A 23,325-nucleotide genomic window follows, 5' to 3' on the forward strand; every position below is an offset into this window, starting at 1 on the left:
GCAAATGAAGTCAACTCCCGGTACGGCGGCGCTGAACCCTGGCCGCCAGCGACCAGAAGATCATCCGAGCCATGGCCACCGGGCCGTACGAGACGCCGTCCGCGTAGGGGCCGTCGCCGCGCAGGGTCGCGTCGGCCCCGCCGTCGACGTAGATCACCTGGCCGGTCATGAACGCGTTCGCCGGGCTGAGCGTCCAGGCCAGCGCCTCGGCCACGGCGTCGGCCGGGCCGGGGAAGCCGAGCGGCTGCGGCAGGGCCTCGGCCATCAGCTTGGCCTGGGCGGGGGTGGCCAGCATCGTGGTCATGGCCGTCTCGGTGCCGACGATGCCGGGGGCCACGACGTTGAGCGGGATGCCGGATTCGGCCCAGCCGGGGGCGGCGCGGCGTACCCAGCGGTTGAGGGCGATCTTGGTGGAGCGGTAGAGGACGGCGCCGCGCCCGCGCCCGATCGCGCGGCGGGCCGCGGCCACGGCGGCGGGCTCGTCCTCGCGCAGGCAGGCGGCGATCACGTCGCCGTCGCCCGCGGACAGCGACGACGCCGACGAGACCACGACCGCGCGCGGGGCGCTCGACCGGGCGAGCAGCGGGCGCAGGCCGCGCAGGACCGCGAGCGTGCCGAAGTGGTTGACGCGGACCGTCGCCTCGGTGGGCGCGGCGATGCCCGCGACCAGCGCGAGGCCGTCCACGCCCGAGGGGGCCAGGCGTTCCACGGCGCCGAGCAGCGCGGCCCTGCCGTCGGCGGTGCCGAGGTCGGCGCGGACGTCGGCCGACTCCCCCACCCCGCACCTGATCACCCGGGCGCCGCGATCGGCCAGGAGCCCGGCGGTGAGCGCGCCAATGCCGCTGTCGGCCCCGGTCACCACGTAGGTACGCGTCATGATCCATCCTTTCACTGCACTTCTGCATTTATGCACTAATGTAGCGAAAGGCGATAGGATGTGCGGCATGCCGAGATCGACGGGGTTGCGGGAGCACAAGCGGCGGATGACGCGGGAGGCGATCGTCCGGGCGGCGACCGAGCTGTTCACGGGGCAGGGGTTCGCGCGGACCACCGTGGCCGACATCGCCGGGCGCGCCGGGGTGGCGCCGCGGACGTTCTTCCTGCACTTCGCCTCGAAGGAGGACGTGCTGTTCCACCACGTCGAGCGTTACGTCGAGATCGCGCTCGCCCGCGTGGCCGCGCTGCCCGACGGGACGACGCCGTGGGAGGCGGTCCAGCGGGCGGTGGAGTCGCTGGTCGACGCCCTGAACGTGGCCGGCACCAACATCGACGCGCTGGCGCCGGTCCGGGTACAGGTGGCCAGGGAGTCGGGCGGGATGCCGCCGTCGCTGGCCGTACGCCTGCATGGGGTGCAGACGCGCATCCTCGACGCGATCCGCGCCCGCCACCCGGGGCTGGATCCGGTGCGCTGCGCCGCCCACCTCGGCGCGTGCGTGGGCGCGGTCAGCGCGGTGGCCTCGCAGGGAGAGGAGCCTCCGTCAGCCCGCACCGACGCGATGCGCCACGCCATCGTCCTGGCGAGCGCGGGCTTCACCGCCCACTCTGGTGCCCCAACTTTGTGACATTCGCCTCTTCCGCCACCGATCCGCTGTCATCCGGTCAAAGCGCAGGTGAAGGGTGTCTTCCCAGGTGGCGAACAGTGCCGGGACGGCCAGGCATGGTTGCCCGTCTCCAGGGCAGAACCGAAATTCGACCGTCCGTTTACTTCGACCACACGCCCCATCTCTTCTACTAGGAAAGTAACGATTCGGCGCACGAGGAGGTCACAATGAATCCGAACGCGTTAGAGACCAAGGCACAGCAGCGCGGCTGGCAGGTTGTCAGCGAGCACGACGGCGACGGGCCGATGATGACGCTCGTCCGTGATGACTGGGAGATCTGGGTGGCGTTCTCCGGATCCGCCCCAGAGACAGCGACCCTCCGCAAGCCAGGCCGCACCGAGCCGAGAAAGCTCGGGTTGCGTGAAATAGGCATGTGGGTACGGCGCGACCGCGGCCAGATGAGCCGCTTCGCCGTCGGTGACGAGGTCATCGTCGGCGGCAGACCGGGAACGGTCACCGACATCACACTCGCCCGGAGTCCGGGCGGCTCTCCAGGACGAATCCGCCTGACCGTGGTCTACGACGACGGCGGCACCGGCACCCCGTTCAGCGACCAGGTAGAACGACCACGAGCCGGATTGGGCCGCAGATAGCGCCCGGGCAGGCACCCTCGCACCCCCCGGCCCGTTCGTCAACGCCGGGTTGACGGCCCGCAGACGTCAACCTACGGTTGACGCATGTTCATGCGGATCGCCGCCGCCCTGATCCTTCTCGGGCTGGTGTGCGCCATGCTGTGGTGACCCACAGGCGCGTACCGTCTGATAGTCGTGTACGGCCAGCGCCACGGGCCCCGCGAACGAGATCGCGACGACCAGCGCCAGCAGGAACGGCTCCAGCCACCACCGCCGCAGCACCGAGGCCCGCGCCGCCAGCAGCAGCACCAGCGCCAGCGCGGCCGAGGCGAGCGAGACGGCCGGGAACACGATGATCCGTCCCAGCGCCCAGAACACGCTGGACACCACGAGCGCGACCCGCTCGCCGCCCAGGCAGTGGCTGCGCGCCCACCAGGCCAGGCGGACCTCCAGCAGCGTTCCCGCCGTCGCGCACAGCACCGCGATCACCGCGGGGAACGCGCAGCCGAAGGTCCAGCGCACCTCGCGCGGCTCCGGCCCGCGCCGTTCTGTCAGGGTCACCGGGCCAGCACATCAAGCTGGTGTGGGGTGCTTCCGCAGGGTTTGTCGAGATCCTGTCGAGGTTCAGAGCACGGCCTGCGCCAGGGTGATCACCCCTGCCGCCACCAGCGCCGCGGCCCACATGCGGTCCACGTTGAACCACGCCCGGCGCAGGATGGTCAGGCCGGCCAGTTCGTACACGAGGACCGCGGTCACCGCGGCGGCGGCGAACATGGCCAGCGTGTGCAGCGCGGCGGCGCCGAGCCCGCCGGTCATGGCGTGGCCGTGCTCGTGCAGGCCGGAGAAGACGGGCAGGAGCATCAGGCCCGCCCCGTGCGCCGAGGACATGAGGAACGACCACCCGGCCAGTTGCGGCAGCGTCAGCCGCATCCTCGACCAGCGGAAGTGCCGGTCCGACAGCAGCCGCCACAGGCCGAACCCGACCAGCAGGACGCCGCCGCCGACCGCCAGCGCGGTGCCGGTGACCAGCGAGCCGGTGACCGCCACGACCGCGGCCACCAGCGCCACCGACGCGAGGTGACCGGCGGCGATGGCGGGCAGGGAGGCCAGCATGCGCCCGCGCGAGCGCTCCTGAAGGCCGCGGGCGACGGCGAATAGCCAGCCCATGGCCGGGTTGAGCCCGTGGAAGGCGCCGAGCAGGACGATCGCGGCGACCGTCACGGGAAGCAGTAGGAGTCGGAGGAGGCGTCGCCACCCTGGAGCTTGACCTGGTGGGGACGCAGGCCGCGGAAGTCGGTGACGAACAGCCGCTCGTCGAAGGCGAACGCGTCGGTGTCGACCTTGGCCAGCCAGGAGCCGACGCCCTCGGGGTAGAACTGGTCGTCCCAGGCGCCGTACAGGGAGTTGGTGAGGTACACGCGCCTGCCGTCCCGGCTGACCTCGACCATCTGCGGCCCGCCGCGCAGCTCCAGGCCGGGCCGGGCCGGGTGCGGGGTGCGGCCGGTGACGCCGCCGATGCGCAGGGAGCCGATCTCGACCGGGTTGAAGGGGTCGGCGACGTCGTACTGCTTGAGCTCGCCGGTGCCCCAGCAGGAGACGTAGAGGCGCTGGTCGTCCACCGACAGGTCGATGTCGGTGACCAGCGGCGGCACCGCGCCGAACGGCTGCAGCAGCGGCGGCAGGTCCGCGGCGGCGGCGGGCTCGGCGGGGATCGTGATGACCTTGCGCACCGCGAACCGCTCACCTTCGCGGTGCCACAGCCAGACCGAGGCCGACAGGTCCTCGACGCTGGTGACGACGCCGACGAAGCCGTACTGCTGGGTCGGGTCGTGCGCGGGGCGCAGCTCCAGCGGCATCTGGTACTGGTCGCCCAGGTCGATCTCCTGCAGGTGCCGGCCCTTGGGCAGGTCCCAGACGTGCAGGCGGTGGCCGTACTTGCGGCCGAGCAGCAGCTCGCCGACGAGTCCGTCCTCGATCATCGACGGCGTGCCCCACTCCGAGGTGATCAGCACGTCGTGGTTGAGGTGCCACCAGAAGTCGTAGGCCAGGTACTGCGGCCCGCGCTCGCTCTCCCACCGCCTGCGCACCTCGAAGGTCTGATGATCCAGTACGGCGATGCCGCCCGGCCCCTCCTGCCCGCCGGCCCCGCCGAGCGCGGAGACGTAGAGCCCGTCGGGCCCGCAGTGCACGGTGTGCGGCCGCGAGTACCCGGCCTTGGCGGCCAGTTCCTCCGCCTCGATGACCTTGACCAGTTCCGGGCTGATCCGGTCCTTGGTGTCGAAGATGTGGATGCGGGAGCTGCGTAAGCCCGGCACGACGAGGTAGCGCCGCTCGGTGTGCGGGTGCGGGGCCGACGGGCACAGCGCGCTGCTGCACGCGTTCCACCCGAAGTGGTGCAGTTCGTCGCCGGTGTTGGGCAGGTCGGTCCAGCCGACGAGCTCGCCGTAGGTGGCCGAGTCGGGGTCGGTGTCGAGGACGGCGATCGCGTCGGGCCGCTCGGCCTTGCGGTCGAAGGCGGCCACGTAGGCGAGCTTCTCGGGTGGCCCGGCGGCGGCGTCGCGGGGCGAGGCGTAGAAGGTGGGATCAGGAGTCCAGAGCGCCATACCCTCCAGGATTCCGATATTTCCTACAAGGTCAATAGACTTGCGACTCTCAGGTGAACGTGAGCGCCGGGTAGGCGAACAGCATCACGGCGCCGAACCCCATCTTGAGCAGGGCGTCGATGAGGCCGAAGACCTGCATGGGCACCTGCTTGGCCCGCAGCCCGACGAAGGCGTTGACGATCAGCAGGAGGCCGAGCACCACGATGAGCGGCCCGTGCGCCAGCCCCATGGGCAGGAAGTGCACGCCGACGACGAGCAGGATGGCGAGGATGAGCGTGCGCTCGCCCGCGTCCTTGTAGCGGGTCAGCACCAGGTAGATGAGCCCCATTTCGATCACGATGGCGCCGGCCAGGCCGGCGATGTGCACGAACGAGGGCGTGCCGAGCGAGGGCAGCAGGGCGCTCAGCCCGCTGGCGGTCAGGCCGGCGGCGAAGCCGCCGATGACGAAGACCAGCCAGCGCGAGCGGAAGATCCAGCTCAGTAGGAAGCCGAGGCCGAGGAACAGGAGGAAGAGCCCACCCCCGCGGATCAGCGGATAGGGGTGGGACAGAAGGGACTCGACGGTACTCATAGGACGCCAGCTTCCCATGCCCGATGACCGGATTGCCCACTTCTGGCGCGACCGGGTAGTACCTGAGGGTCAGTCCTAGGTCCACCCTCCGGCGGGACGCCGGCGACCTGGGACGATCCCTAGGTTCGTCGGCATGTCGCTCATCAACCGGCTGCTGCCCCGCGCGCTCGTCGCCGCGGCGGTGGCCGTACCGATCTCGGGGGCGGCGGGCTCGTCGGCGGTGCCCGCCCCGGTGCCCGCCGTCCAGCCGCCGCTGTCGTCGGCCGATCCCGCCGTCCTCGCCGGTCGGTACGCGGCCGGCCGTACCTCGATCCGGGCGGCGCGGACGACGGCGGCCGAGGCGGGCCACCCGTCGCGGGCCGCCGCGCTGGGGGTGATGGCGAGCGGGGAGCGCAGGTTCCTGTTCTTCGACGGGCGTGACGGTGGCCGCTCGGCCGAGGTCCTCGGCGATTTGTCCCGGGCCGGCGCGATCGCCGTGCTGGTCCCCGGCTCCGACACCGACCTCGACTCCTACGCCCGCTTCCACGGCAGCGCCACCCGCCTGGCACACCAGCTCAGCCAGGACACCGCACGACCCACCACAGGCGAGGCCCGAGGCAGCGCCGGCGTTGGCGGCAGCGGCAGGGCGAGTGGCATGGGAGGTGGGGCGGTTGTGGCGTGGATGGGGTATCGGACGCCTGCCACCGCGAGCCTGGCGGTGCTGACCACCGATCTGGCCGACGCCGCCGCGCCCGATCTGCGGGCCTTCGTGCGGGGACTGCGGGCCGCGCGGCCGGAGGCGCGGATCTCGCTCGTGTGCCACTCCTACGGCGCCGTCGTCTGCGGCAGCGCCGCGCCCGGCCTGCCCGTCGACGCCATCGTCCTGTACGGCAGCCCCGGCACCGGCGCGGACACCGCCGCCGCCCTGCGGACCACCGCCGCCGTCTGGGCCGGGCGCGGCGCGCGCGACTGGATCGCGTCCGTGCCGCACGCCCGCGTGCCGCTGCCGTTCGCGACCCTGGGCCTGGGCGCCGACCCGATGTCGCCCGGCTTCGGCGCCCGGATCTTCCCCGCGGGCCGGGCCGCCCACGGCGACTACCTGAACACCGGCTCGCCGTCCCTGCGCGCCATCTCCGCGATCGTGGCCGGGGCATGACGGCTGAGCCCACGCCGGCCGGGCGCGTCGGCGCGGCCACCCCGCCGGGCCGCGACCGCGCCGTGGACGGGCTGCGCGCGCTGGCCATCCTCGGCGTCGTGCTGGGCCACTGGCTGGTGACCGCGCTGGTCGCCGACAGCGGTTCGATCCGGGTGACCAGCCCGCTCCAGGCGGTGCCCGAACTGGCCCCGATCTCCTGGGTGTTCCAGACGCTCGCGCTGTTCTTCCTGGTCGGCGGCATGACCGCGGCCCGCTCCTACGCCTCGGCCACCGGCTACCTGCCCTGGCTGCGTGCCCGCCTGACCCGGCTGGCCAGGCCGGTCGTGCCGGTGCTGCTGGTGTGGTCGGTGGCCGCGGGCGGCATGCTCGCCGCCGGAGCCGACGTGCCGACCGTGACCGCGCTGGTGAAGCTGGTGGTCTCGCCGCTGTGGTTCCTGCTGGTGTTCGCGGCGCTGACCGCGGCCACGCCACTGGCCGTGCGGCTGCACCCGGGGTGGCCACTGGCCGCCGTCGCCCTGATCGACCTCCTCCGGTACGGCCTGGCCGCCCCCGACTGGCTCGGCTGGGCCAACCTGGCCACGGGCTGGCTGGTGCCGTACACCCTGGGCACGGCCTGGACACGCGGTGGGTTGCGTGGCAGGGGCACGGCGTGGGCGCTGTTGGTCGGCGGTGCGGTGAGCGCGGCGGCGCTTGTCGTGTGGGCGGGGTATCCGGCGTCCATGGTGGGTGTGCCGGGCGCGGCGATCTCCAATCTGAACCCGCCCACCCTCGCCGCGGTCGCCTTCGGCCTGGCCCAGTGCGGCGCGGCGCCGCTCGCGCACGGGCCGCTGACGCGGGCGCTGCGCAGGCCCGCGGCCTGGGCGGCGGTGGCGCTGGCGAACCTGTCGGCGATGACCGTCTTCCTCTGGCACCAGACGGCGATGATCGCGGTCACCGCCCTGGGCCTGGCCGCGGCCGGACCCCTGCCCGGCCTGCACACCGCACCGCTCGCATCGGGCTGGGTGGTGGCGCGGGCGGCCTGGCTGCCGGTGTTCGCGGCGGCGCTGCTGGTGTGCGTGGCGGCCTTCCGCGGCACCGAACTCACCCACCGCAAGAACCTGCCGCAAGAACCCGCCGCTAGAACCGGACACAAAGACCGGACATAAGGGCCGGACATAAACGGCCGAGCGTAAGGGCATCACGCCCGACTCCGCCCAGCACAAGCCGGGCATAACACGGTGATAGGGGCAATCTGGCGGGGCCCGCTGGACAGGAGGAGCCGCATACCGTGACAGGACCCCCCACTTCGAGGAGGATCCATGTCACGAATCCTTCGACTGTCGGTATCCCTCATCCTGTCCCTCACCTTCCTCCTGCTCAGCTCCCCCGCGCAGGGTTCGGTGGTGAGGGTGCTCCGGTACGACGCCAGCCGGGCGCAGGAGTTCAGGGCCACGGTGGACCAGGCGGCGCAGATCTGGAACAGCAGCGTCGTCAACGTCCGCCTCGTCCCGGGCACCCCCGCCCACTTCACCGTCTACGCCGACAACGGCTGGCCGCGGGCGCAACCCACCAGCCTGGGCCGCGGCTCGATCTGGATGGGCCGCCAGGCCACCGCGCAGGGCCACAACCCCCTGCGCATCGCCACGCACGAGATCGGCCACATCCTCGGCCTGCCCGACCGCCGCACGGGACGCTGCACGGACCTGATGTCGGGGTCGAGCGCGGGCACGAGTTGCACCAACCCCAACCCGAACGCGGCCGAACGGGCCGAGGTGGACAGGAACTTCGCCGGCGGCGTCCCGGCCGTCGAGTTCGGCAAGGTCTACGTCAACCGCTGAGGTCCCTCAGAGAGCGGCGGCCAGCCAGGGCCGGATGAGGGGCACGACCGTGGCCGCCTGCATGGCGCTCATGTGGTCGAGCCCGTCGAGCAGGCGCACGTCCCAGCCGTGCGCCTCCATCTCCCCCCGCCGCTCTCTGAACGGCCCGGCGATGTCCACGATCGTGTCGCCCCAGGCGGGGCCGTACTCGATCACGTCGCGCGTCCCGGCGAAGGCCAGCCTCGGGCAGCTCACCCGGTCCTGGACGGCGGCGTCGTCGAAGCCCTTCAACGCCTGGTAGAGCGTGGCGAACTGGCGGGTCTGCGCGGGCGACAGCGTCATCGTGGCGCTCGACCAGTCCCCCGGCTCGCCCGCTTCCGCGGGCTCCGCGGGCGCCTCCAGCGCCATCTGGTACGTGGCCATGGTGACGGCCAGCATCGCCTCGTACGGCCCGCCCAGCGGCGGATACCCGCCCATGACCAGCGCGGAGAGCCGGTCGGTGCGGATGGCGAGCTGCAGCCCGGTCAGGGCCAGCCACGAGTACCCGTAGTAGGCGAAGGTCTCCGCCCCCGCCGCGTCGGCGACGGCGAGCAGGTCGCGGGCGAGGTTGTCCGGCGTGAGCGTCTTGGGCTTGGGCCGGCTGAGCACGTGCCCCTCGTAGTCGAAGGCGACGACCCGCAGCCCGTCGCTCAGCCCCTCGACGAGGTGGTGGCCGAGGGAGAGGTCGGCGCCCCACTTGGCGGCCTCCTCGGCCTTGGCCGGGTCGTCGGCGGGACGCGGGTTGACCGGCAGCAGCAGCGCCGGCCCGTCCCCGTGGATCTCGAACTCGATCGTCTGCCCGTCGTGGAGGGTGGCGTTCGGCATGACACATCCCTTATCTCTTTACGGCGTAAGCGATTACCACAATACCTTAGGCCGTAAAGAGTTGCGTCATCCGGCGCCGAACGCCTGGAACGACCAGCCCGTCGCCACCGCCACCGGGTCGTCCGCGCCCGCGCGGCGGGCGGCCAGCAGCGAGGCCGGCAGCCCCGCCCCGGCGCGCAGCTCCCGGTGCAGGGCGACCATCAGCGGCACCGCCGCGGCGTCGTTGACCGGGACCACGCTGGCCACGATCCCGGCCGTGCCGAGCTGCACCAGGCAGGCCACCAGCCCGAGCAGGTCGTCGGCTCCCGCCGCGGCGCCCCGCCCCGACTCGCAGCTCGACAGCACCACCTGGCGCGGCGGGCGGCGCAGCCGTTCCAGGTCGTAGACGGTCAGCGGCCCGTCGTCCACGCGCAGCGCCGAGAACAGCGGGCTGTCGGCGCGGAAGGTCCCGTGCGCCGCGACGTGCGCGAGCCGCCGCCCCTCCATCGCCTCCAGGATCCTCGGTACGGTCGCCGTCCCGTCCTCCAGCACGACCGGGCGGTCGTGCCCGGCGGCGATCTTCGGCACCTCGGCGCCGTTCGAGGTCAGGCCGGGGCCGCGGACCAGGACCACGCCCTCCCCCGGCGGGCCGGGCTCGCGGGCGCGCAGCCAGGAGGCCGCCGACGGCGCGACGCTCACCACCCGCTCGCGCAGCGACGGCAGCAGGCTCCACGGCACCCCGTGCAGGCGGCCCGGCGGCACGATGATCACGTCCCGCCCGCCGAGCGCCCGGCCGGCCGCGCCCAGCAGCAGCCGCTCCAGCTCGGCCCCCGCGCTCTCCACCTGGGCCAGCAGCAGGCCCGGCGTGAGCGTGGAGCGGCCGTGCGCCAGGCGCGACAGCGCGAACCTGGCCAGGTGGAGCCGCCGCGCCGCCTCCTCGACCGGGCCCGCGGGCAGCCTGCGGACCCGCCCGTCGCCGCACACCAGGACGTGCAGGCGGCCGTCGACCTCGACGAGTTCGAGCAGGACGTCCTCGCCCAGCGCCGCCAGCAGCCTGCCGGGGTCGAAGGGCGGGCCGGCGATCCTGTCGCCCCGCGCGCGCAGAGCTCTGGCCCGTGCCGTCCGCTCCAGCCGTACCTGCTCGGCCTGGAGGAGCGCGGTCGGCAGGCCGCGGGCGTGCGCGTCGGCCAGCCGACCGGCGACGGCGCGGATCGCGGCGAGGTCGGCCTGCAGCTCGGGGTCGTCGGGCGGGCGCACCGGCGGGACGGCCAGCGCGCCCGCCCGCCACCGCTCGCTCCACGTCAGCAGCGTGCGCGGCCGGCCCGCGCGCAACGCGTGCCGCTGGCCGAGCGCGGCCAGTTCGACGCCCTGCGCGGTGGCCTGGGCGCGCAGTTCCGAGGAGCCGAGCGTGCCGCGGTGCTCGTCGATGACGGCCAGGCCGCGCCCGCAGGCGTGCAGGAGCGCCCGCGCGTCGCCTTCGAGCTGCGCGAGCAGGGCCTGGGCGAGCCAGCCCGTGGTCCGTGCCAGCGCGGGTCCGCCGCGCCGCGCCCGCGCCGCCGCCGTGAGGTGCTCGCGCGCCACCGCGGTACGGCCCAGCGCGAGCGCGACCCGCCCGGCCAGCAGGTGGCCGAGCGGCAGGTGCGGCGAGGACAGCGCGGCCAGTTCGCGCGCGCACGCCAAGGCGGCCCGCAGCAGCGCCCCGGTCGGCGTCCCGGCGGCGAACTCGGCCCGCACCATCACCAGCCGGGCGTGCGCCCGCCACCACCGGCGGCGCTGGCGGTCGAAGAGTCTGGCGGCCCCTTCGGCACGTTCCAGCGCGGCGGCCGGCCGGCCCGCCGCCAGGGCGCACTCGGCCGCGGTCAGCATGAGCTCGGCCTGCTTGGAACGCTGCCCGCGCACGCCCAGCAGGCGCTCGATCGCCTCGTCCGCCTCGGCCAGCGCCTCCTCGGGCAGCCCCGCGGTCAGCAGGGCGGCGCAGCGGTGCAGGCTCAGGTTGGCGTCGGCGGCGCCGAGCCGTTCGTAGCGGCGGGCGGCGGCGTCGAAGTGGCCGAGGGCGGCGGGCAGGTCGCCGACCCGCAGCGCCAGCACGCCGCGGTTGGCGGTGGCGTCGGCCGACTCCAGCTCCTGACCGGTCCTGCCGAACAGCTCCTCGGCCCGGCCGAGGTCGGCGGCGGCGCGGGCCAGCGAGCCCAGCGCCAGGTGGCAGAAGGCCCGTTCGGTGCGCGCGCGGGCCTCCCACAGCAGGTCGCCCGCCACACGCAGCACGGAGATGGCGGCGTTCAGGTCGGCCAGCGCGGCCCGGTGCCGGCCGAGCACGAGCAGCACGCCGCCGCGCCTGAGCAGGATCCTGCCGTGGGTCAGCCCGGTGGACAGCTCCACGGCGGTGTTGAGCGCGGTGCGGCCCGAGGCGGTACGGCCGGCGAAGACGAGCGCGACGCCGAGCGTGGCCAGCACGTCGGCCTCCCGCTCCGCCGAACGGGACCTCCTGGCCAGCCGCCGGGCCGCGCGCAGCTCGCGTACCGCCTGCTCGATGTCGCCGAACTCGCGCAGCACGATGCCGATGGCCTGGCGGGCGAGCGAGGCGGCGTAGGGGCCGGGGTTGTCGGCCAGCAGCCGCCTGGCGCGCTCCAGCGCCTCGTTGGGGCGCGACAGGGCGAGGGGGAGCAGGTCGGCCGCCATGAGTCCGACAATGCGCGCCGTCCGTAGCGCCCGCAAGCCTTATGGCGATGTACAGGCTATGGATGCGGTCTTCGAGGCGCAGTTCCGGGCCATCCAGCGCAGGATGGCGGCGAGCGGGGTCATCGCCGAGGTGGCGTGGACCCCCGACGGGCAGGTCGACTACGTGTACGAGGCCGATCGCCTGCTGGTGATCGACGAGGGCGACAACAGGAGCAGGGTCGAGGATCTGCTGCCCGGCGCCGAAGTGGTGCCGGAGGAACGGCAGCGCTCGGAGGGCGACGACCGCCAGCCGGGCAACACCACGACGCTGCTGTCCATCGAGAACCTCGCGGAGGGGCGCCGGAGCGTGCCGGAGGCGCTGGACCTGCTGGAGGCGCGTGACGGCGTGGCCCGCGAGACGCCGCTGGCCACGCCCAACCACGTCCTGCACATCACCCGGCTGTGCCCCGCGGTCGAGCCGGAGGTGCCGAGCGGGCCGCCAGGACAGCCCTGGCCGCCCCAGCGCGCCGCGGCGCAGAACGCGCAGCCGGTCCTCATCGGGATCCTGGACACCGGCCTGCTGGAGGACCTCCCGCACCCCTGGCTGGCGGGGGTGCGCGGCGACGTGGAGCGGCTCGGGCCGGCGCTGCCCTCCGGGCTGGCGCACATCGAGCAGTTCCAGGGCCACGGCACGTTCGCCGCCGGGGTCGCGCGCTGCACGGCGCCGGACGCGTCCGTGTACGTCGCCGACCACTTCGCCGAGTCCGGGGCCGAGCGGGAGAACGTGATCATCAACAAGCTGATCCGGCTGGTGCGCGAGCACCGCCCGCAGGTCGTCAACCTGTCCGCGGGCACCTACACCCGCGGCCACTGGAGCTCGCTCGGCTTCTCCCTGTTCCCCGAGCTCTTCCCCGACGTGCTGCTCGTGGCCGCGGCGGGCAACGACGGCACCAGCCGCCCCTTCTACCCCGCCGCCTTCCCGTGGGCGCTGGCCGTGGGCGCGCTCGGCCCCGACCAGAACCACCGCGCCTGGTTCAGCAACCACGGCCCGTGGGTGGACGTGTACGCGCTCGGCGAGGGCCTGGTCAACGCCTACGCCACCGGCACCTACACCTACCGCGAGCCGCCACGCCGCCCGGCACGGCAGGACTTCACCGGCATGGCTCGCTGGGACGGCACCTCCTTCGCCGCCCCGCTGGTCGCCGGGATCGCCGCCGCCCACCTGGCCGAGCACGGCGGCGGGCCCGAGGAGGCCAGGCGGGCGGTGCTGGAGGCCACCCGGCACGAGCAGGGAGTCGGCGCCGTTCTGCGGGTCTGACGTATCAGGGCGCCCCTGTCCGCCTCCGTAAGGAGTGAGAGCGGGCGCTTTCCTGGTGGCGCCGGCCGTACGAAAATGGCGTGATGCGGGATGATCCAACGGTCGTTTCCCTTGTCCGGCGCGCGTACGCCGGTGACAAGGACGCGTGGGACGAGATCGTCGAGCGCTACGCCCCGCTGGTGTGGGCGACCTGCCGGGCCTTCCGCCTCAGCCGGGACGAGGCCGACGACGTGGCCCAGACCGTGTGGCTGGCGCTGCTGGACCACCCGCTGCGCGAACCGGCGGCGCTGCCGGGCTGGCTGGCCACGGTGACGCGGCGCGAGTGCGGCAGGCGGAGCGCGTCCGCCGCCTGGCAGCGTACGCACCTGAAGCCCTGGGCCGAGCACGACGCCCCCGCCGACGACAGGCCCGTGGACCGCGAACTGCTGGAGGCCGAGCGCGACGCCGCCCTCCACGCGGGCTTCCGCCAGCTCGGCGAGCGGTGCAGGGCGTTGCTGTCCTTGCTGGTACGGCTGCCGCCGGCGCCGTACGAGGAGATCAGCGCGACGCTCGGCATCCCCGTGGGCTCGATCGGGCCCACACGCGGACGTTGCCTGGCGGAGCTGCGGCGGCGCCCCGAGATCGCGGCGCTGATCCGCGCGGAAGGAGGCTAGCGCGATGGACCGGCCCTGGTGGGAGGACGACGAACGGCTGCTCGCCGCGCTCGGGCAGGCCAGGCGCGCGGCGGAGGAGGTGCCGCCGGAGTTCGTGAGCGCGGCCAAGGGCGCGTACCTGTGGCGTGACGTGGAGGCCGAACTGGCCGCGCTCGTCTACGACTCGGCCCTGGACAGCGAGCTCCTGGCCGTCACCAGGGGTGGGCAGCGGGTGCTGATCTTCCGCACCGGCGAGGACACGATCGAGGCCGAGGTGGGGCCCGAGACGCTGCTCGGGCAGTTGCTCCCACCCCGGCCGGGTAGCGCCGAGTGCCAGCTCGCGACCGGGCAGTCCGAGACCACCCCGATCGACGAGAGCGGCTGCTTCGTCTTCCCCTCGGCGCCGCCGGGCGCCTTCCGGATCCGCTGCCGCACCGATGCGGGCGTCGTGCGGACTCCTTGGGTGACCGGCGGGCCGTACTGAGGTCACGACCAGCCGTTGCTCGGCGCGGTCTGCCAGCGGTGCCACAGGGCCGAGTCGGCGCCCTTGATGAAGACCTCCAGCCGCCCGTCGTGGTTGACGGTGGCCAGCGGGCCTTCGAGCAGCTCGCCGCCGAGCCCTGACCAGCCGGACCAGCCGCCGCCGGGCGTGACCTGCCAGATGTGGTAGACGGTGTTGTCTAGCCCGCGGACGAAGACCTCCAGCCGGCCGTCGCCGTTGCGCGCCACCGAGGGCTCGTCGACCCAGCCGCCGAGCGTGGCCCAGCCCGACCAGCCGCCGCCGGGGGTGACCTGCCAGATGTGGTGCAGCGCGGCGTCGGAGCCCCTGACGAACACCTCCAGCCGGCCGTCGGGGTTGACGCCGACCACGGGGTCCTCGATCCAGCCGCCGAGCCCGGACCAGCCGGACCAGCCGCTGTTCGGGGCCGTCTGCCAGTTGTGGTAGAGCGCGCCGTCGGTGCCCCGGCCGAAGATCTCCAGCCGCCCGTCGTGGTTGCGCCCGACCGCGATCCGCCCCTGGATGACGCCGCCGAGCCCGTGCCAGCCCGACCAGCCGCCGCCGGGGGTGACCTGCCAGTTGTGGTAGACGGCGCTGTCGGTGCCGCGCACGAAGACCTCCAGGCGGCCGTCGGCGTTGCTGCCCACGGCCGGGTCCTCGATCCAGCCGCCCAGCCCGTGCCAGCCCGACCAGCCGCTGTTCGGGGCCGTCTGCCAGTTGTGGTAGAGCGCGCCGTCGGTGCCCCGGCCGAAGATCTCCAGCCGCCCGTCGTGGTTGCGTCCGACCGCGATCCGCCCCTGCAGGACCCCGCCCAGGCTCGACCAGCCGCTCCATCCGCCGCCGGGACTCGTCTGCCAGTTGTGGTGCACGGCGTTGTCGGTGCCGCGTACGAAGACCTCCATGCGGCCGTCGGCGTTCGTGCCCGCCGCGGCCGCGTAGACGACGCCCTGCAACGACGACCACTGCGGGCGCGCGCCGTAGATGGAGCGGATGCCCTGGATGTCGTCGTCGCTCAGCTCGCGGCGCACGCCCTGGTAGGACGGGAACATGACCGCGCCGGCCTCCGCCGAGTGCGCCAGGCCCAGGCCGTGGCCGATCTCGTGCAGCGCCACCGTGTACAGGTCGAACCCGCTCGGCGGCAGGTTCACCGACCAGGTCTCCGCCTCGTCGAAGTGGCAGTCGCCGGCGATGTCGCCGCCGTTGGGCGGCGGGTAGAAGCAGTGCGCCAGCACGTTGCCCTGGCCGTCGAAGGGGAAGCCGTCGCCGTGGTCGGCGGCCACCCACGCGATGCGGATCTGGCCGTTGTGGCCGACCTCGGTGAAGGACAGGTTCGTGACCGCCGCCCAGCGGTCGAAGGCCGCGCGCAGCGCCGCGCGCTGGTCGGCCTCCGACACGTCGGGGCTGAAGGGCGGGGTGAAGCTGTAGGTGACCTCGTCGCCCGGCCACCGGTTGCCCTGCGCGACGAACTGGCCCGCCGACGGCTGGTCGGGGAAGCCGCAGCGCGGCCTGCGCATCATCGTCAGCGTTTCCTCGTTCAGCGCGCCGGTCGGCTCCAGTCCGTGCTGGCGCTGGTACTCCGACAGCGCCAGCTCCATCCGCTCGTCGAACAGCGTCAGGTCCTCCGGGGCGAAGACGACCGCCGGGCGGAACAGCGCGTTGCCGGTGCGCAGCCCCGGGTTGGGGAAGTAGCCGAAGCGCTTGAGGAACAGGTAGAGCTGCCGCACGTCCGGACCGGAGTCGCCGTGCTTGAGAGGGATCATGGAGATCGCCTTCCTCCGTGGGAACGTTCCGTTCACCTGTACGGAGGCGGGGCGGGCGCCGCTGATACATCCTCCTTCACGGCTTCGGGGGGATGGATGTCGCGTACCTCCGGACGGTGGAGCAGATACTCCTTGGCCTCCCTGGCGCTGGAGCCGCGCCGGTGGGCCAGGCCCGCGATGGCGCCGCTGACGGCCGCCGCGGCGAACGAGGTCCCGCTCCAGGTGGCGGCGCCGCAGTAGTGGGCCTCCTCCCCCTTGGGCAGGCTCACCCTCCCCTCCAGGTAGGTGGAGGTGACGCCGGTCCCCGGGGCGTGCAGAGCCACCCAGGGCGCCTTGGGGCTGAACTCCGCCTCCGTCCCCACCGCGACCACTCCCTCGCACGCGGCCGGGAACGCCTTCGCGTGCCGCCGCGCGCCCGGCTCCGCCGCGTGGTTGCCCGCCGCCGCGACCAGCACGGCCTGCTCCCTCAGGCGCGCCACCGCGCGCTCGACGACCAGCGGGGGCTCGTCGTCGGCGGTGAAGCAGGCGAACGACAGTTGCAGCAGATCCACCTCCTCGGCCCCGAAGCCCACCATGCGGGTGGCGACCTCCCAGGAGTCGGCGCAGACCGCGCCCTCGTCCAGACCCGCCCGAACCACCAGCTCCGCGTCGGGGGCGTGGGCGGCGATGATCCCGGCGACGAACGTGGCGTGGCCCGCCAGCATCGGCGTCGGCGCCTCCCTGACCCGGGGCAGCAGGGCGTCGGAGTCCGCCATGAACCGCCCCGCGAGCTGGTCGTGCGGCCAGATGGGGGTCCCCAGCACCCCGACCCGCACCCTGGGATGCTCGGTGGGCCCCCGCCGCTCCAGCCGCATCCCCGCCGGCGCGTTCCGCGGCACGCTCGTGCCCTCGACGTTCTCGACCAGCCGGTGCTTGCCGATCACGAACTCCGGCCGTTCCTCCCTGAGGGCGTGCAGCAGCAGATCCAGATCCTCGACCGGCCCTTTGCGGTGTCTCCCCGCCCGCGCCACCAGTTCCGCCCGCCCGCGCAAGGTCCCGGCCACCGCCTTGAGCCCGGCCACCTCGATCCACGCGAGCCCGAGCAACGCGCTGCCCGCCTCGTCATCCCGCCGCACCCAGGCAGGTCTGCCGGTGCCCGCCCAGGCGTCGATCAGGTTGGTGACCGCTCCGAGGTGCACCAGATCGACCACGAGCTCGTCGTCGTAGTACTGCTCCACGCCGGTGTCGGTGATCCGGCCGCCCATGTTCCCTCCGCGGATGCAAAAGACTCGCCACCTGTACGGAGGGCGGCCGGCGCCCGGTGATACACCCGAATTCCCGTGGGGCGCCGGGTGGTTGGGGTGGGGGCCACCCGGCGGGCCGGTGGGGTCAGGAGCGGGTGATGCGGATCGTGTCCACGCCTGCCTCCACGAGGCTGGCGGTCGCGGTGTCGGCCGCCTGGATCTCCAGTTGGACGGTCTGGCCCGCGTACGCGGTCAGGTCGGCCGTCGACTGCTGCCAGGCGCCCGCCACCTGGGTGGCGGCGCCCAGGCGTTCGTACACCGTGGTGCCGGCCACGCGGACGCGGAGGTAGTCGGCCGAGGTGGCGTTGTTGAGGTGGGACAGGTAGGAGGAGAAGGTCAGGGTCAGGCGGGTGGCCGTGGGCAGCGTGATCTGGGGGGAGCGCATGGTGGTCAGGCCGCCGTCGATGTCGTTGGCACCCGCCTGGGACCCGGCGGTGCGGCCGGTGATCAGGGCGTTGGCGCCGGTCGCGGCGTTGCCGGGCTGGATGGTGGCGCCCGAGTAGGTCGTGGGCTCGGGGTCGCCGCGTTCCCAGCGGCCGGAGGTCGCGGTGTCCGCCGGGCCTGCGGTCCAGCCCTTGTCGGTTTCGAAGTCGTCCTCGAAGACCGTTTCGCCGCCGCCGCCGTCTCCTGGTGGGAAGCGGACCACGCGGTCGTCCTGGGGGGCGGGGGTGCCGCGGCCGTCGCGGTTGCCGGTCAGGATCCAGAGGTGGCCGTCGGGGGCGACCGCGGCGTGGCGGAGCCTGCCGTACGTGCCGCGCAGGACGGAGTCGGGGGTGCCGCCCGGCAGGGGTACGCGCCACAGCCGGGTGCCGCGCAGGGCGGCGGCGAACAGGGTGTCGCCGATGATGGCGGCCCCGCTCGGCGAGGCTTCCGCCGTGGTCCAGGTCACCAGGGGGTTGCGGTAGCGGGGGTCGCTGCCGTTGCCCTCGACGACGGGCCAGCCGTAGTTGCCGCCGGCGACGATGTGGTTGACCTCGTCCCAGGTGTTCTGGCCGAACTCGGTGGCGTACATCTGGCCGGCGGCGGTCCAGGCGAAGCCCTGCACGTTGCGGTGGCCGAGGGTGTAGACGAGCGAGCCGGCGTAGGGGTTGTCGGGAGGGACGGTGCCGTCGGGGCGCAGGCGCAGGATCTTGCCGGCGAGGCTCTGGAGGTTCTGGGAGTTACCGGTCTGGTTGGCGTCGCCGGTGCTGGCGTAGAGCATGCCGTCGGGGCCGAAGTGGATGCGGCCGCCGTTGTGGATGCCGGCCTTGGGGATGCCGCCGCGGATCAGCGTGGGCGTGCCGGGCGCGGACAGGGTGAAGCGGACGATCCGGTTGTCGGAGGCGGCGGTGTGGTAGGCGTAGACGTAGCGGTCCTGGGCGTAGTTCGGGCTTACGGCGATGCCGAGCAGACCGCCTTCACCGGAGGCCGAGACGCCGGGTACGCGGGCCACCTCCACCGGGGCGGCGCCGGGGCGTACCTGGAGGATCCTGGCGCTGTTGCGTTCGGAGACCAGCGCGCTGCCGTCGGGCAGGAAGGCCAGGCCCCACGGGATCTGCAGGTTGCCCGCCACCACTTCCGGGCGGGTGAAGTCGATGTCGGCCGGCTGTGCGTGGGCCGGGGCGTGGAAGGCCGTCGCGATGAGGGTGGTCGCGATCAGCGTGCGAATGAGCACCATACCGCTGACATGACAAAAGCCCATAAAAACTGTCAAGGCCCGAAACCCCCGCCCGCCAGCCGAATATCCAGCCATATATCCACTCATCAGGTGGTATTTCGGGTTTTTCAGGGTTTCAGCGTTAGCCACCGCCCCACCAGCCCCGGCCACACCACCAGCCGCCCCTCCGCCCAAGATTCCCACCTCACGGCCACACCACACCAAACGCCATGCCGCGAGGTCGGCCGAACGGCCATTCCGTCTCCGTCCTCCGGCCGATACGCGGCCGAAAGCACCGCGACTAGCGTCGCCGGACATGATCCACACCTTCTTCCGAACGTCCGTGAGCCAGGCGGTGGTGGCGCTGTCGCTGCCCTGGCTCGCCCTCCCGGCCGCGGCCGCCGCCGAGCCCGTCGCCTGGGGCGCCTGCGCGGACAAGCAACTCAGGCAGGCGGGCGCCCAGTGCGCCAAGGTGGCGGTGCCGCTGGACTACGACGACCCGGCGGGCCGTACCATCGAGATCGCGATCTCGCGCGTCAGGGCCAAGCCCTCGGCGAAGCGCAGGGGCATCCTGCTCGCCAACCCCGGCGGGCCCGGCGGGGTGGGGCTGGGGTTCGCCGCGCACCTGCGGGCCACGATGAAGGACGTCGCCGACCGGTACGACCTCATCGGCTTCGACCCGCGCTTCCTCGGCGAGAGCACCCCGATCACCTGCGGCAGAGCGGCGCCCAAGCCGGAGCCGCCGCGCACGACCTCGCCCAGGAGGGAGTTCGAGGAGTCGCTGCGCGCCGCCCGCGACACCGCGCGCCGCTGCCTGGACCACGGCGGCAACAGGGAACTGCTCCCCCACGCCTCCACCCGCAACGTCGCCAGGGACATGGACGCCGTCCGCGCCGCGCTGGGCGAGCGGAGGCTGTCCTTCTTCGGCGTCTCCTACGGCGCCGACCTGGGCGCGGTCTACGCCCAGATGTTCCCCGGCCGGGTGGACCGCATGGTCATCGACTCCTCCAGCGACCCGAGGGCCACGCAGTACGAGCTGTTCCAGAAGTCGGGAAGGCCGCTGGAGCAGGCCCTCGACCAGTGGGCGCGCTGGGCCGCCGACCGGCACGAACGCTACGGGCTGGGCCGTACCGGAGCGCAGGTGCGGGCGGCGGTGCGGCGGGTCGTCGAGCGGGCCGAGCGCAGGCCGCCGGTGGTGGACGGCGTGCGGCTCGACCCGGGTGTGCTGCGGCTGCTGCTGAGGCAGCTCGTCCAGCACCGGGAGCAGGACGAGGCGCTGGCCGGGGTCGTGCGCGACCTGGCGCGCCCGCCGGTCAGGCCGGGGCCGCACCTGCGGGCGATGCTGGACCTGCTCCGCTCGCCGGAACTGGCCGACAGCATGCTGGGCGCGACGTTCTTCATGTGCGGCGACGCGGGCTGGCCCGCGGGCGGGTGGCCGCGCGACCCGGAGACGTACTGGCGCAACATGCGGCGCAGCCGGGCCACGCAGCCGGTGTTCGGGCCGCTGGTCAACGGCATGATGGCGCCGTGCCCCTACTGGGACGCCGAGCCGCGCGAGCCGGTGACCGCGATCGGCAACGCCGTACCCGTGCTGATGCTGCAGGCCAGGTCGGACAACCTGGAGGGCGCGCGCGTCCTGCACCGGCGGCTGCGCGGGTCGCGGCTGCTGACGGCGGAGATCCGCGCGCACGGCGTGTACGGCAGAGCCGCCGACGGCGGCAGCCCGCTGCCCTGCGCGGACCGCGCCGTCAACGCCTACCTGGGCGGGGGCGCGCTACCCGCCAGGGACTTCAGCTGCCGCCCGTGACCAGGCGCGCCTGGGACGCCTGCGTACCGGGCCCCGACTGCCAGCCCGCCACCACCGCGGCCCTGCCGGAGACCGCCCGGTCGAGGGGCACGCTCACCGTCGTGCTCCCCCGCCCGGACACGGTGGCCACGCGGCCGCCCGCCGTCCCCTTGGCGTCGCGCACGAACAGGTGCGCCTTGCCCGCCGCGCCCGTGACCAGCGTGACCTTGACCGCGTCCCCGCGCACCACGGCCGAGACGACCCGCCCGAACGCCCCGCGCGCCACCGGCGGGCCGCCCGCGAGCGGCAGGCCCAGCCGTACGGCCTGCTCCAGCGACTGCGGCGAGTCCAGGCTGGACAGCCCGGTGTCCGGGATGACCGGGTCGGGCGGCGTGGTGGGCCGTCCGGGCGGCGGCCGGTAACCGGGCATCGTGGCCAGGCCCCACCGGTACGGGTCCCCTTGGACGCCGCCCCACGTGGACCAGCCGATCCGGGTCTGGCCGGTCTTGTCCTGGGTGTCGGAGTCGTAGAAGAGGATGTTCAGCCCGAGCCGGGCCGGGTCGACCGCGCCCGGCACCTGCTCCAGCGGGATGGCCAGCTCGATCGTGTAACCGCCGTCCCCGGCCTTGGCGGCAACCGGCAGGTCCACCGGGCCCTGCCGGTTGTCGGCGTCGCGCAGCACGCACGGCGGCCCTTCCGCGGTCACCGGCAGCACCGCCGCCTTGAACGTGGTGGAGGTGTTCTCCGAGACGCCGCGCGGATCGAGCGTCACCTCCAGCGCGTCGGTACGCCAGTGCCGCTTGCAGTCGGCGGCCGCAAGCCTGGTGCCCACCACGTCGTCCTTGATCCGGGCCAGGACATGAAGGGTGTCCTCGCGCCAGGCGAGCTTGGCCGTGCCCGAGCAGTCGGCCGGGGTGGCGCAGGCGGCGCCCTCCCACAGCCGGGAGAGGTCGAGCGCGGGCCCCGGGTACTCGCCGGGCGCCTCGGTCCCGTCGACGACGGGCGTGGCGGCCGGGATCACGGTCGCGGGCACCAGCTCCAGCGCGGGCCTGCTCACGCTGGAGCCGTCGGCGCTGGTGGCGGTGATCGTGTAGGCGTAGTCGCCGCCTTCGTTGGAGGTCTTCAGCGACGGGTCGGAGTTGGTGACGGTGAACGGCACGGTCACCGAGGCGCCGGGCGCCAGCCCGCTGTAGGGGGCCTCGACGCGGTCGGCGGTGAACCCGGGCGGCAGCTCCACCTTGACGCTGCCCGACTGCGCGGCGGCGGAGACGTTCGTGACCACGACGCCGACCTGCCGCGATCCGCCGGAGGCCAGCGTGAGCACGGGCGTCACCAGGCCGCGTAGCTGCGGCGCCAGCTCGCCGGCCCACGTCTCGTACTGGCCGACCTGGGGGAGCAACTGCTGCGTCGCGCGTACGGCCGCGCTCACCTCGACCTGCCGGTCGGTGTAGCCGCCGCCCCGCTCGGTGGCCAGGGTGGCGGCCAGCCGTACCCTCTGGCCGGTGGGGGCGTCGCGCGGCGGCGTCACCGTGAAGACGGCGGAGCCCCCGCGCCCGAGCTCGCCCGAGCCGCTGACCCGCCACCCGACGGGCGCCCGCAGCGTCACCGACGAGCGGCCGAGTTGCGCCCGGCCGCGCACGGTGGCGCGCACGGTGAACGCGGTGCCCGGCCGCACGTCGAAGGCGCTCGGCGTGAGCGTGAACTCGGTGCCGAGTGGCACCGTCCCCGGCGCCCTGACCAGCGCGCCGTCGAGGATCGCGGTCGGCGCCGCGGCCGCCTGGCCACCCGGCGCCGGGATCGGCACCCGCGCGTCCACCTGCGTGAACAGGTCGCAGCCGAGCTTGGCCGGATCGGCGGGCACGTCGGGGAACCCGGCCCAGCCCTGCGAGGCGTAGACCCGCTGCGCGTCGCGCTCGATCGCCGCCCAGGTGCGGCCCTGGCCGGGCGAGGTGCGCCCGCTCCACACGCCGTAGACGTTGCGGACGGGGTCGGTGACGGCCGCGCAGCCGGGTCCGACCGGCGCGGTGATGCCGCGCGCGCCGCCGAGCAGCAGCCGGGCGGGCGCGAACGGCCGCAGCCCCTCCTCGCGTAGTTGCCCGGGGAACGCCTTGGGGTCGGCGGCGGCGTAGAACGCCTCGACGGCCAGCCTGGCGGCCTGCTGGTGGTTGCCGTGGTTGCCGGGCGAGGGCGCGGGGTCCATGGTGAGCAGCACCTCGGGCCGGGTCTGCCGGACGATCCGGACGACCTTGGCGAGCGTGTCGCCGCCCCAGATCCGGTCGGTGAGCGGGGCGCTGACGGTGTAGTAGAAGTCGACCTCGTCGAGGTTGAACACGTCGGTGACGCCCGCCTTGGCGACCGCCCCGCGCTCCTCGCCCTCGCGCAGCAGCCCGAGCGCGGGCCCTTCATCCGGCCCGACGGCGTTGCCGCCGCCCTCGCCGCGGGTGACGGTCACGACGCCGGTGCGCACGCCGTGGTCCTCCTTCCACTGGCCGAGCGTGGACAGGCTGAACGCCTCGTCGTCGGGGTGCGCGCCGACGAAGAGCGCGTCGAGGTCCTCCCGCGCGTCCGCCTGAGCCGGTACGGCGGGCGTCAGCGAGAGCAGCGTGATGAGTAAGGCAGTCAGCAGGCGCAT

Annotated in this window: 20 protein-coding genes and 1 pseudogene; 9 read left to right on the plus strand and 12 right to left on the minus strand. The window is 73.8% G+C overall.

Annotated features, from left to right (window positions below):
• Window positions 1–10: 10 nt before the first annotated feature.
• The gene (locus ACIBEJ_RS25590; RefSeq protein WP_397185348.1) at window positions 11–877 is read right to left on the minus strand and encodes an SDR family oxidoreductase; all 867 of its coding nucleotides are present in this window, start codon (window positions 875–877) and stop codon (window positions 11–13) included.
• A gap of 67 nt (window positions 878–944) precedes the next feature.
• Between ACIBEJ_RS25590 and ACIBEJ_RS25595 the strand changes: the two genes are divergently transcribed.
• On the plus strand, window positions 945–1,562 hold the full coding sequence (locus ACIBEJ_RS25595; protein ID WP_397185349.1) for a TetR/AcrR family transcriptional regulator: 618 nt from the start codon (window positions 945–947) through the stop codon (window positions 1,560–1,562).
• A 206-nt stretch (window positions 1,563–1,768) separates the two neighbouring features.
• Complete coding sequence (locus tag ACIBEJ_RS25600; RefSeq protein ID WP_397185350.1) at window positions 1,769–2,194, plus strand: hypothetical protein; 426 nt, start codon at window positions 1,769–1,771, stop codon at window positions 2,192–2,194.
• A 66-nt stretch (window positions 2,195–2,260) separates the two neighbouring features.
• On the opposite strand, the gene ACIBEJ_RS25605 is transcribed toward ACIBEJ_RS25600, so the two are convergent.
• The 4 genes from ACIBEJ_RS25605 to ACIBEJ_RS25620 form a co-directional block, all read right to left on the minus strand.
• A complete protein-coding gene (locus tag ACIBEJ_RS25605; RefSeq protein ID WP_397185351.1) occupies window positions 2,261–2,734 on the minus strand; it encodes a hypothetical protein in 474 nt (157 codons plus the stop codon).
• Window positions 2,735–2,797: 63 nt separating this feature from the next.
• Window positions 2,798–3,403: a hypothetical protein gene (locus ACIBEJ_RS25610; protein ID WP_397186083.1), complete on the minus strand. Its 606-nt coding sequence runs from the start codon at window positions 3,401–3,403 to the stop codon at window positions 2,798–2,800.
• Window positions 3,391–4,776 carry a selenium-binding protein SBP56-related protein gene (locus ACIBEJ_RS25615; RefSeq protein ID WP_397185352.1) on the minus strand — a complete coding sequence of 462 codons (1,386 nt, stop codon included), beginning with the start codon at window positions 4,774–4,776 and terminating at the stop codon, window positions 3,391–3,393. The genes ACIBEJ_RS25610 and ACIBEJ_RS25615 overlap by 13 nt, the downstream gene beginning before the upstream one ends.
• Before the next feature lie 49 nt (window positions 4,777–4,825).
• Window positions 4,826–5,347 (minus strand): DUF6609 family protein, encoded by a 522-nt coding sequence (locus tag ACIBEJ_RS25620; protein WP_397185353.1) that lies wholly within the window; start codon window positions 5,345–5,347, stop codon window positions 4,826–4,828.
• Between the two features lie 133 nt (window positions 5,348–5,480).
• Here ACIBEJ_RS25620 and ACIBEJ_RS25625 point away from each other — a divergent pair, with 133 nt between their 5' ends.
• The 3 genes from ACIBEJ_RS25625 (at window position 5,481) to ACIBEJ_RS25635 (ending at window position 8,299) form a co-directional block, all read left to right on the plus strand.
• Complete coding sequence (locus ACIBEJ_RS25625; RefSeq protein ID WP_397185354.1) at window positions 5,481–6,482, plus strand: alpha/beta hydrolase; 1,002 nt, start codon at window positions 5,481–5,483, stop codon at window positions 6,480–6,482.
• Complete coding sequence (locus ACIBEJ_RS25630; RefSeq protein ID WP_397185355.1) at window positions 6,479–7,627, plus strand: acyltransferase; 1,149 nt, start codon at window positions 6,479–6,481, stop codon at window positions 7,625–7,627. Before ACIBEJ_RS25625 ends, ACIBEJ_RS25630 begins: the two co-directional genes overlap by 4 nt.
• A 153-nt stretch (window positions 7,628–7,780) precedes the next feature.
• Window positions 7,781–8,299: a snapalysin family zinc-dependent metalloprotease gene (locus tag ACIBEJ_RS25635; protein ID WP_397185356.1), complete on the plus strand. Its 519-nt coding sequence runs from the start codon at window positions 7,781–7,783 to the stop codon at window positions 8,297–8,299.
• Between the two features lie 6 nt (window positions 8,300–8,305).
• Here the strand turns inward: ACIBEJ_RS25635 and ACIBEJ_RS25640 are convergent, their stop codons facing one another.
• Both ACIBEJ_RS25640 and ACIBEJ_RS25645 read right to left on the minus strand, forming a co-directional pair.
• Complete coding sequence (locus ACIBEJ_RS25640; RefSeq protein ID WP_397185357.1) at window positions 8,306–9,142, minus strand: alpha/beta fold hydrolase; 837 nt, start codon at window positions 9,140–9,142, stop codon at window positions 8,306–8,308.
• A 66-nt stretch (window positions 9,143–9,208) separates the two neighbouring features.
• On the minus strand, window positions 9,209–11,800 hold the full coding sequence (locus ACIBEJ_RS25645; protein WP_397185358.1) for a CHAT domain-containing protein: 2,592 nt from the start codon (window positions 11,798–11,800) through the stop codon (window positions 9,209–9,211).
• A 58-nt stretch (window positions 11,801–11,858) separates the two neighbouring features.
• Between ACIBEJ_RS25645 and ACIBEJ_RS25650 the strand changes: the two genes are divergently transcribed.
• The 3 genes from ACIBEJ_RS25650 (at window position 11,859) to ACIBEJ_RS25660 (ending at window position 14,213) form a co-directional block, all read left to right on the plus strand.
• A complete protein-coding gene (locus tag ACIBEJ_RS25650) occupies window positions 11,859–13,097 on the plus strand; it encodes a S8/S53 family peptidase (protein WP_397185359.1) in 1,239 nt (412 codons plus the stop codon).
• 83 nt (window positions 13,098–13,180) lie between these two features.
• Window positions 13,181–13,750, plus strand: a complete 570-nt coding sequence (locus ACIBEJ_RS25655; protein ID WP_397185360.1) for an RNA polymerase sigma factor — start codon at window positions 13,181–13,183, stop codon at window positions 13,748–13,750.
• Window positions 13,751–13,754: 4 nt separating this feature from the next.
• Window positions 13,755–14,213 (plus strand): hypothetical protein, encoded by a 459-nt coding sequence (locus ACIBEJ_RS25660; RefSeq protein ID WP_397185361.1) that lies wholly within the window; start codon window positions 13,755–13,757, stop codon window positions 14,211–14,213.
• A gap of 2 nt (window positions 14,214–14,215) precedes the next feature.
• Here ACIBEJ_RS25660 and ACIBEJ_RS25665 read toward each other — a convergent pair whose 3' ends face one another.
• The 4 genes and pseudogenes from ACIBEJ_RS25665 to ACIBEJ_RS25680 all read right to left on the minus strand — a co-directional run bounded on the left by ACIBEJ_RS25665 (window position 14,216) and on the right by ACIBEJ_RS25680 (window position 18,928).
• Window positions 14,216–15,745 (minus strand): matrixin family metalloprotease, encoded by a 1,530-nt coding sequence (locus tag ACIBEJ_RS25665; RefSeq protein ID WP_397186084.1) that lies wholly within the window; start codon window positions 15,743–15,745, stop codon window positions 14,216–14,218.
• A gap of 6 nt (window positions 15,746–15,751) precedes the next feature.
• Window positions 15,752–15,988, minus strand: a pseudogene (locus ACIBEJ_RS25670) (peptidoglycan-binding domain-containing protein); the annotation flags it as partial.
• Window positions 15,989–16,020: 32 nt separating this feature from the next.
• Window positions 16,021–17,232, minus strand: coding sequence for a S8 family serine peptidase (locus tag ACIBEJ_RS25675; protein ID WP_397185362.1), 1,212 nt, complete (start codon window positions 17,230–17,232; stop codon window positions 16,021–16,023).
• Window positions 17,233–17,356: 124 nt separating this feature from the next.
• Window positions 17,357–18,928, minus strand: a complete 1,572-nt coding sequence (locus ACIBEJ_RS25680; protein ID WP_397185363.1) for a PQQ-dependent sugar dehydrogenase — start codon at window positions 18,926–18,928, stop codon at window positions 17,357–17,359.
• Window positions 18,929–19,223: 295 nt separating this feature from the next.
• Here ACIBEJ_RS25680 and ACIBEJ_RS25685 point away from each other — a divergent pair, with 295 nt between their 5' ends.
• Window positions 19,224–20,714: an alpha/beta hydrolase gene (locus tag ACIBEJ_RS25685; protein WP_397185364.1), complete on the plus strand. Its 1,491-nt coding sequence runs from the start codon at window positions 19,224–19,226 to the stop codon at window positions 20,712–20,714.
• On the opposite strand, the gene ACIBEJ_RS25690 is transcribed toward ACIBEJ_RS25685, so the two are convergent.
• A complete protein-coding gene (locus tag ACIBEJ_RS25690) occupies window positions 20,698–23,325 on the minus strand; it encodes a sugar-binding protein (protein ID WP_397185365.1) in 2,628 nt (875 codons plus the stop codon). The two genes, ACIBEJ_RS25685 and ACIBEJ_RS25690, sit on opposite strands and share 17 nt — an antisense overlap.

Origin of the sequence: Nonomuraea sp. NPDC050790 (assembly GCF_044456745.1) — a bacterium.
In the GTDB taxonomy this organism is placed as follows: Bacteria; Actinomycetota; Actinomycetes; order Streptosporangiales; family Streptosporangiaceae; genus Nonomuraea.

What these genes read in the sequence shown, in the direction of transcription:
- ACIBEJ_RS25640 (WP_397185357.1), bottom strand. Translation starts at nt 9,142, where the DNA reads ATGCCGAACGCCACCCTCCACGACGGGCAGACGATCGAGTTCGAGATC.
- ACIBEJ_RS25655 (WP_397185360.1), top strand. Translation starts at nt 13,181, where the DNA reads ATGCGGGATGATCCAACGGTCGTTTCCCTTGTCCGGCGCGCGTACGCC.
- ACIBEJ_RS25645 (WP_397185358.1), bottom strand. Translation starts at nt 11,800, where the DNA reads ATGGCGGCCGACCTGCTCCCCCTCGCCCTGTCGCGCCCCAACGAGGCG.
- ACIBEJ_RS25600 (WP_397185350.1), top strand. Translation starts at nt 1,769, where the DNA reads ATGAATCCGAACGCGTTAGAGACCAAGGCACAGCAGCGCGGCTGGCAG.
- ACIBEJ_RS25630 (WP_397185355.1), top strand. Translation starts at nt 6,479, where the DNA reads ATGACGGCTGAGCCCACGCCGGCCGGGCGCGTCGGCGCGGCCACCCCG.
- ACIBEJ_RS25660 (WP_397185361.1), top strand. Translation starts at nt 13,755, where the DNA reads ATGGACCGGCCCTGGTGGGAGGACGACGAACGGCTGCTCGCCGCGCTC.
- ACIBEJ_RS25650 (WP_397185359.1), top strand. Translation starts at nt 11,859, where the DNA reads ATGGATGCGGTCTTCGAGGCGCAGTTCCGGGCCATCCAGCGCAGGATG.
- ACIBEJ_RS25615 (WP_397185352.1), bottom strand. Translation starts at nt 4,776, where the DNA reads ATGGCGCTCTGGACTCCTGATCCCACCTTCTACGCCTCGCCCCGCGAC.
- ACIBEJ_RS25625 (WP_397185354.1), top strand. Translation starts at nt 5,481, where the DNA reads ATGTCGCTCATCAACCGGCTGCTGCCCCGCGCGCTCGTCGCCGCGGCG.
- ACIBEJ_RS25675 (WP_397185362.1), bottom strand. Translation starts at nt 17,232, where the DNA reads ATGGGCGGCCGGATCACCGACACCGGCGTGGAGCAGTACTACGACGAC.
- ACIBEJ_RS25590 (WP_397185348.1), bottom strand. Translation starts at nt 877, where the DNA reads ATGACGCGTACCTACGTGGTGACCGGGGCCGACAGCGGCATTGGCGCG.
- ACIBEJ_RS25690 (WP_397185365.1), bottom strand. Translation starts at nt 23,325, where the DNA reads ATGCGCCTGCTGACTGCCTTACTCATCACGCTGCTCTCGCTGACGCCC.
- ACIBEJ_RS25680 (WP_397185363.1), bottom strand. Translation starts at nt 18,928, where the DNA reads ATGGTGCTCATTCGCACGCTGATCGCGACCACCCTCATCGCGACGGCC.
- ACIBEJ_RS25665 (WP_397186084.1), bottom strand. Translation starts at nt 15,745, where the DNA reads ATGATGCGCAGGCCGCGCTGCGGCTTCCCCGACCAGCCGTCGGCGGGC.
- ACIBEJ_RS25635 (WP_397185356.1), top strand. Translation starts at nt 7,781, where the DNA reads ATGTCACGAATCCTTCGACTGTCGGTATCCCTCATCCTGTCCCTCACC.
- ACIBEJ_RS25595 (WP_397185349.1), top strand. Translation starts at nt 945, where the DNA reads ATGCCGAGATCGACGGGGTTGCGGGAGCACAAGCGGCGGATGACGCGG.
- ACIBEJ_RS25685 (WP_397185364.1), top strand. Translation starts at nt 19,224, where the DNA reads ATGATCCACACCTTCTTCCGAACGTCCGTGAGCCAGGCGGTGGTGGCG.
- ACIBEJ_RS25620 (WP_397185353.1), bottom strand. Translation starts at nt 5,347, where the DNA reads ATGAGTACCGTCGAGTCCCTTCTGTCCCACCCCTATCCGCTGATCCGC.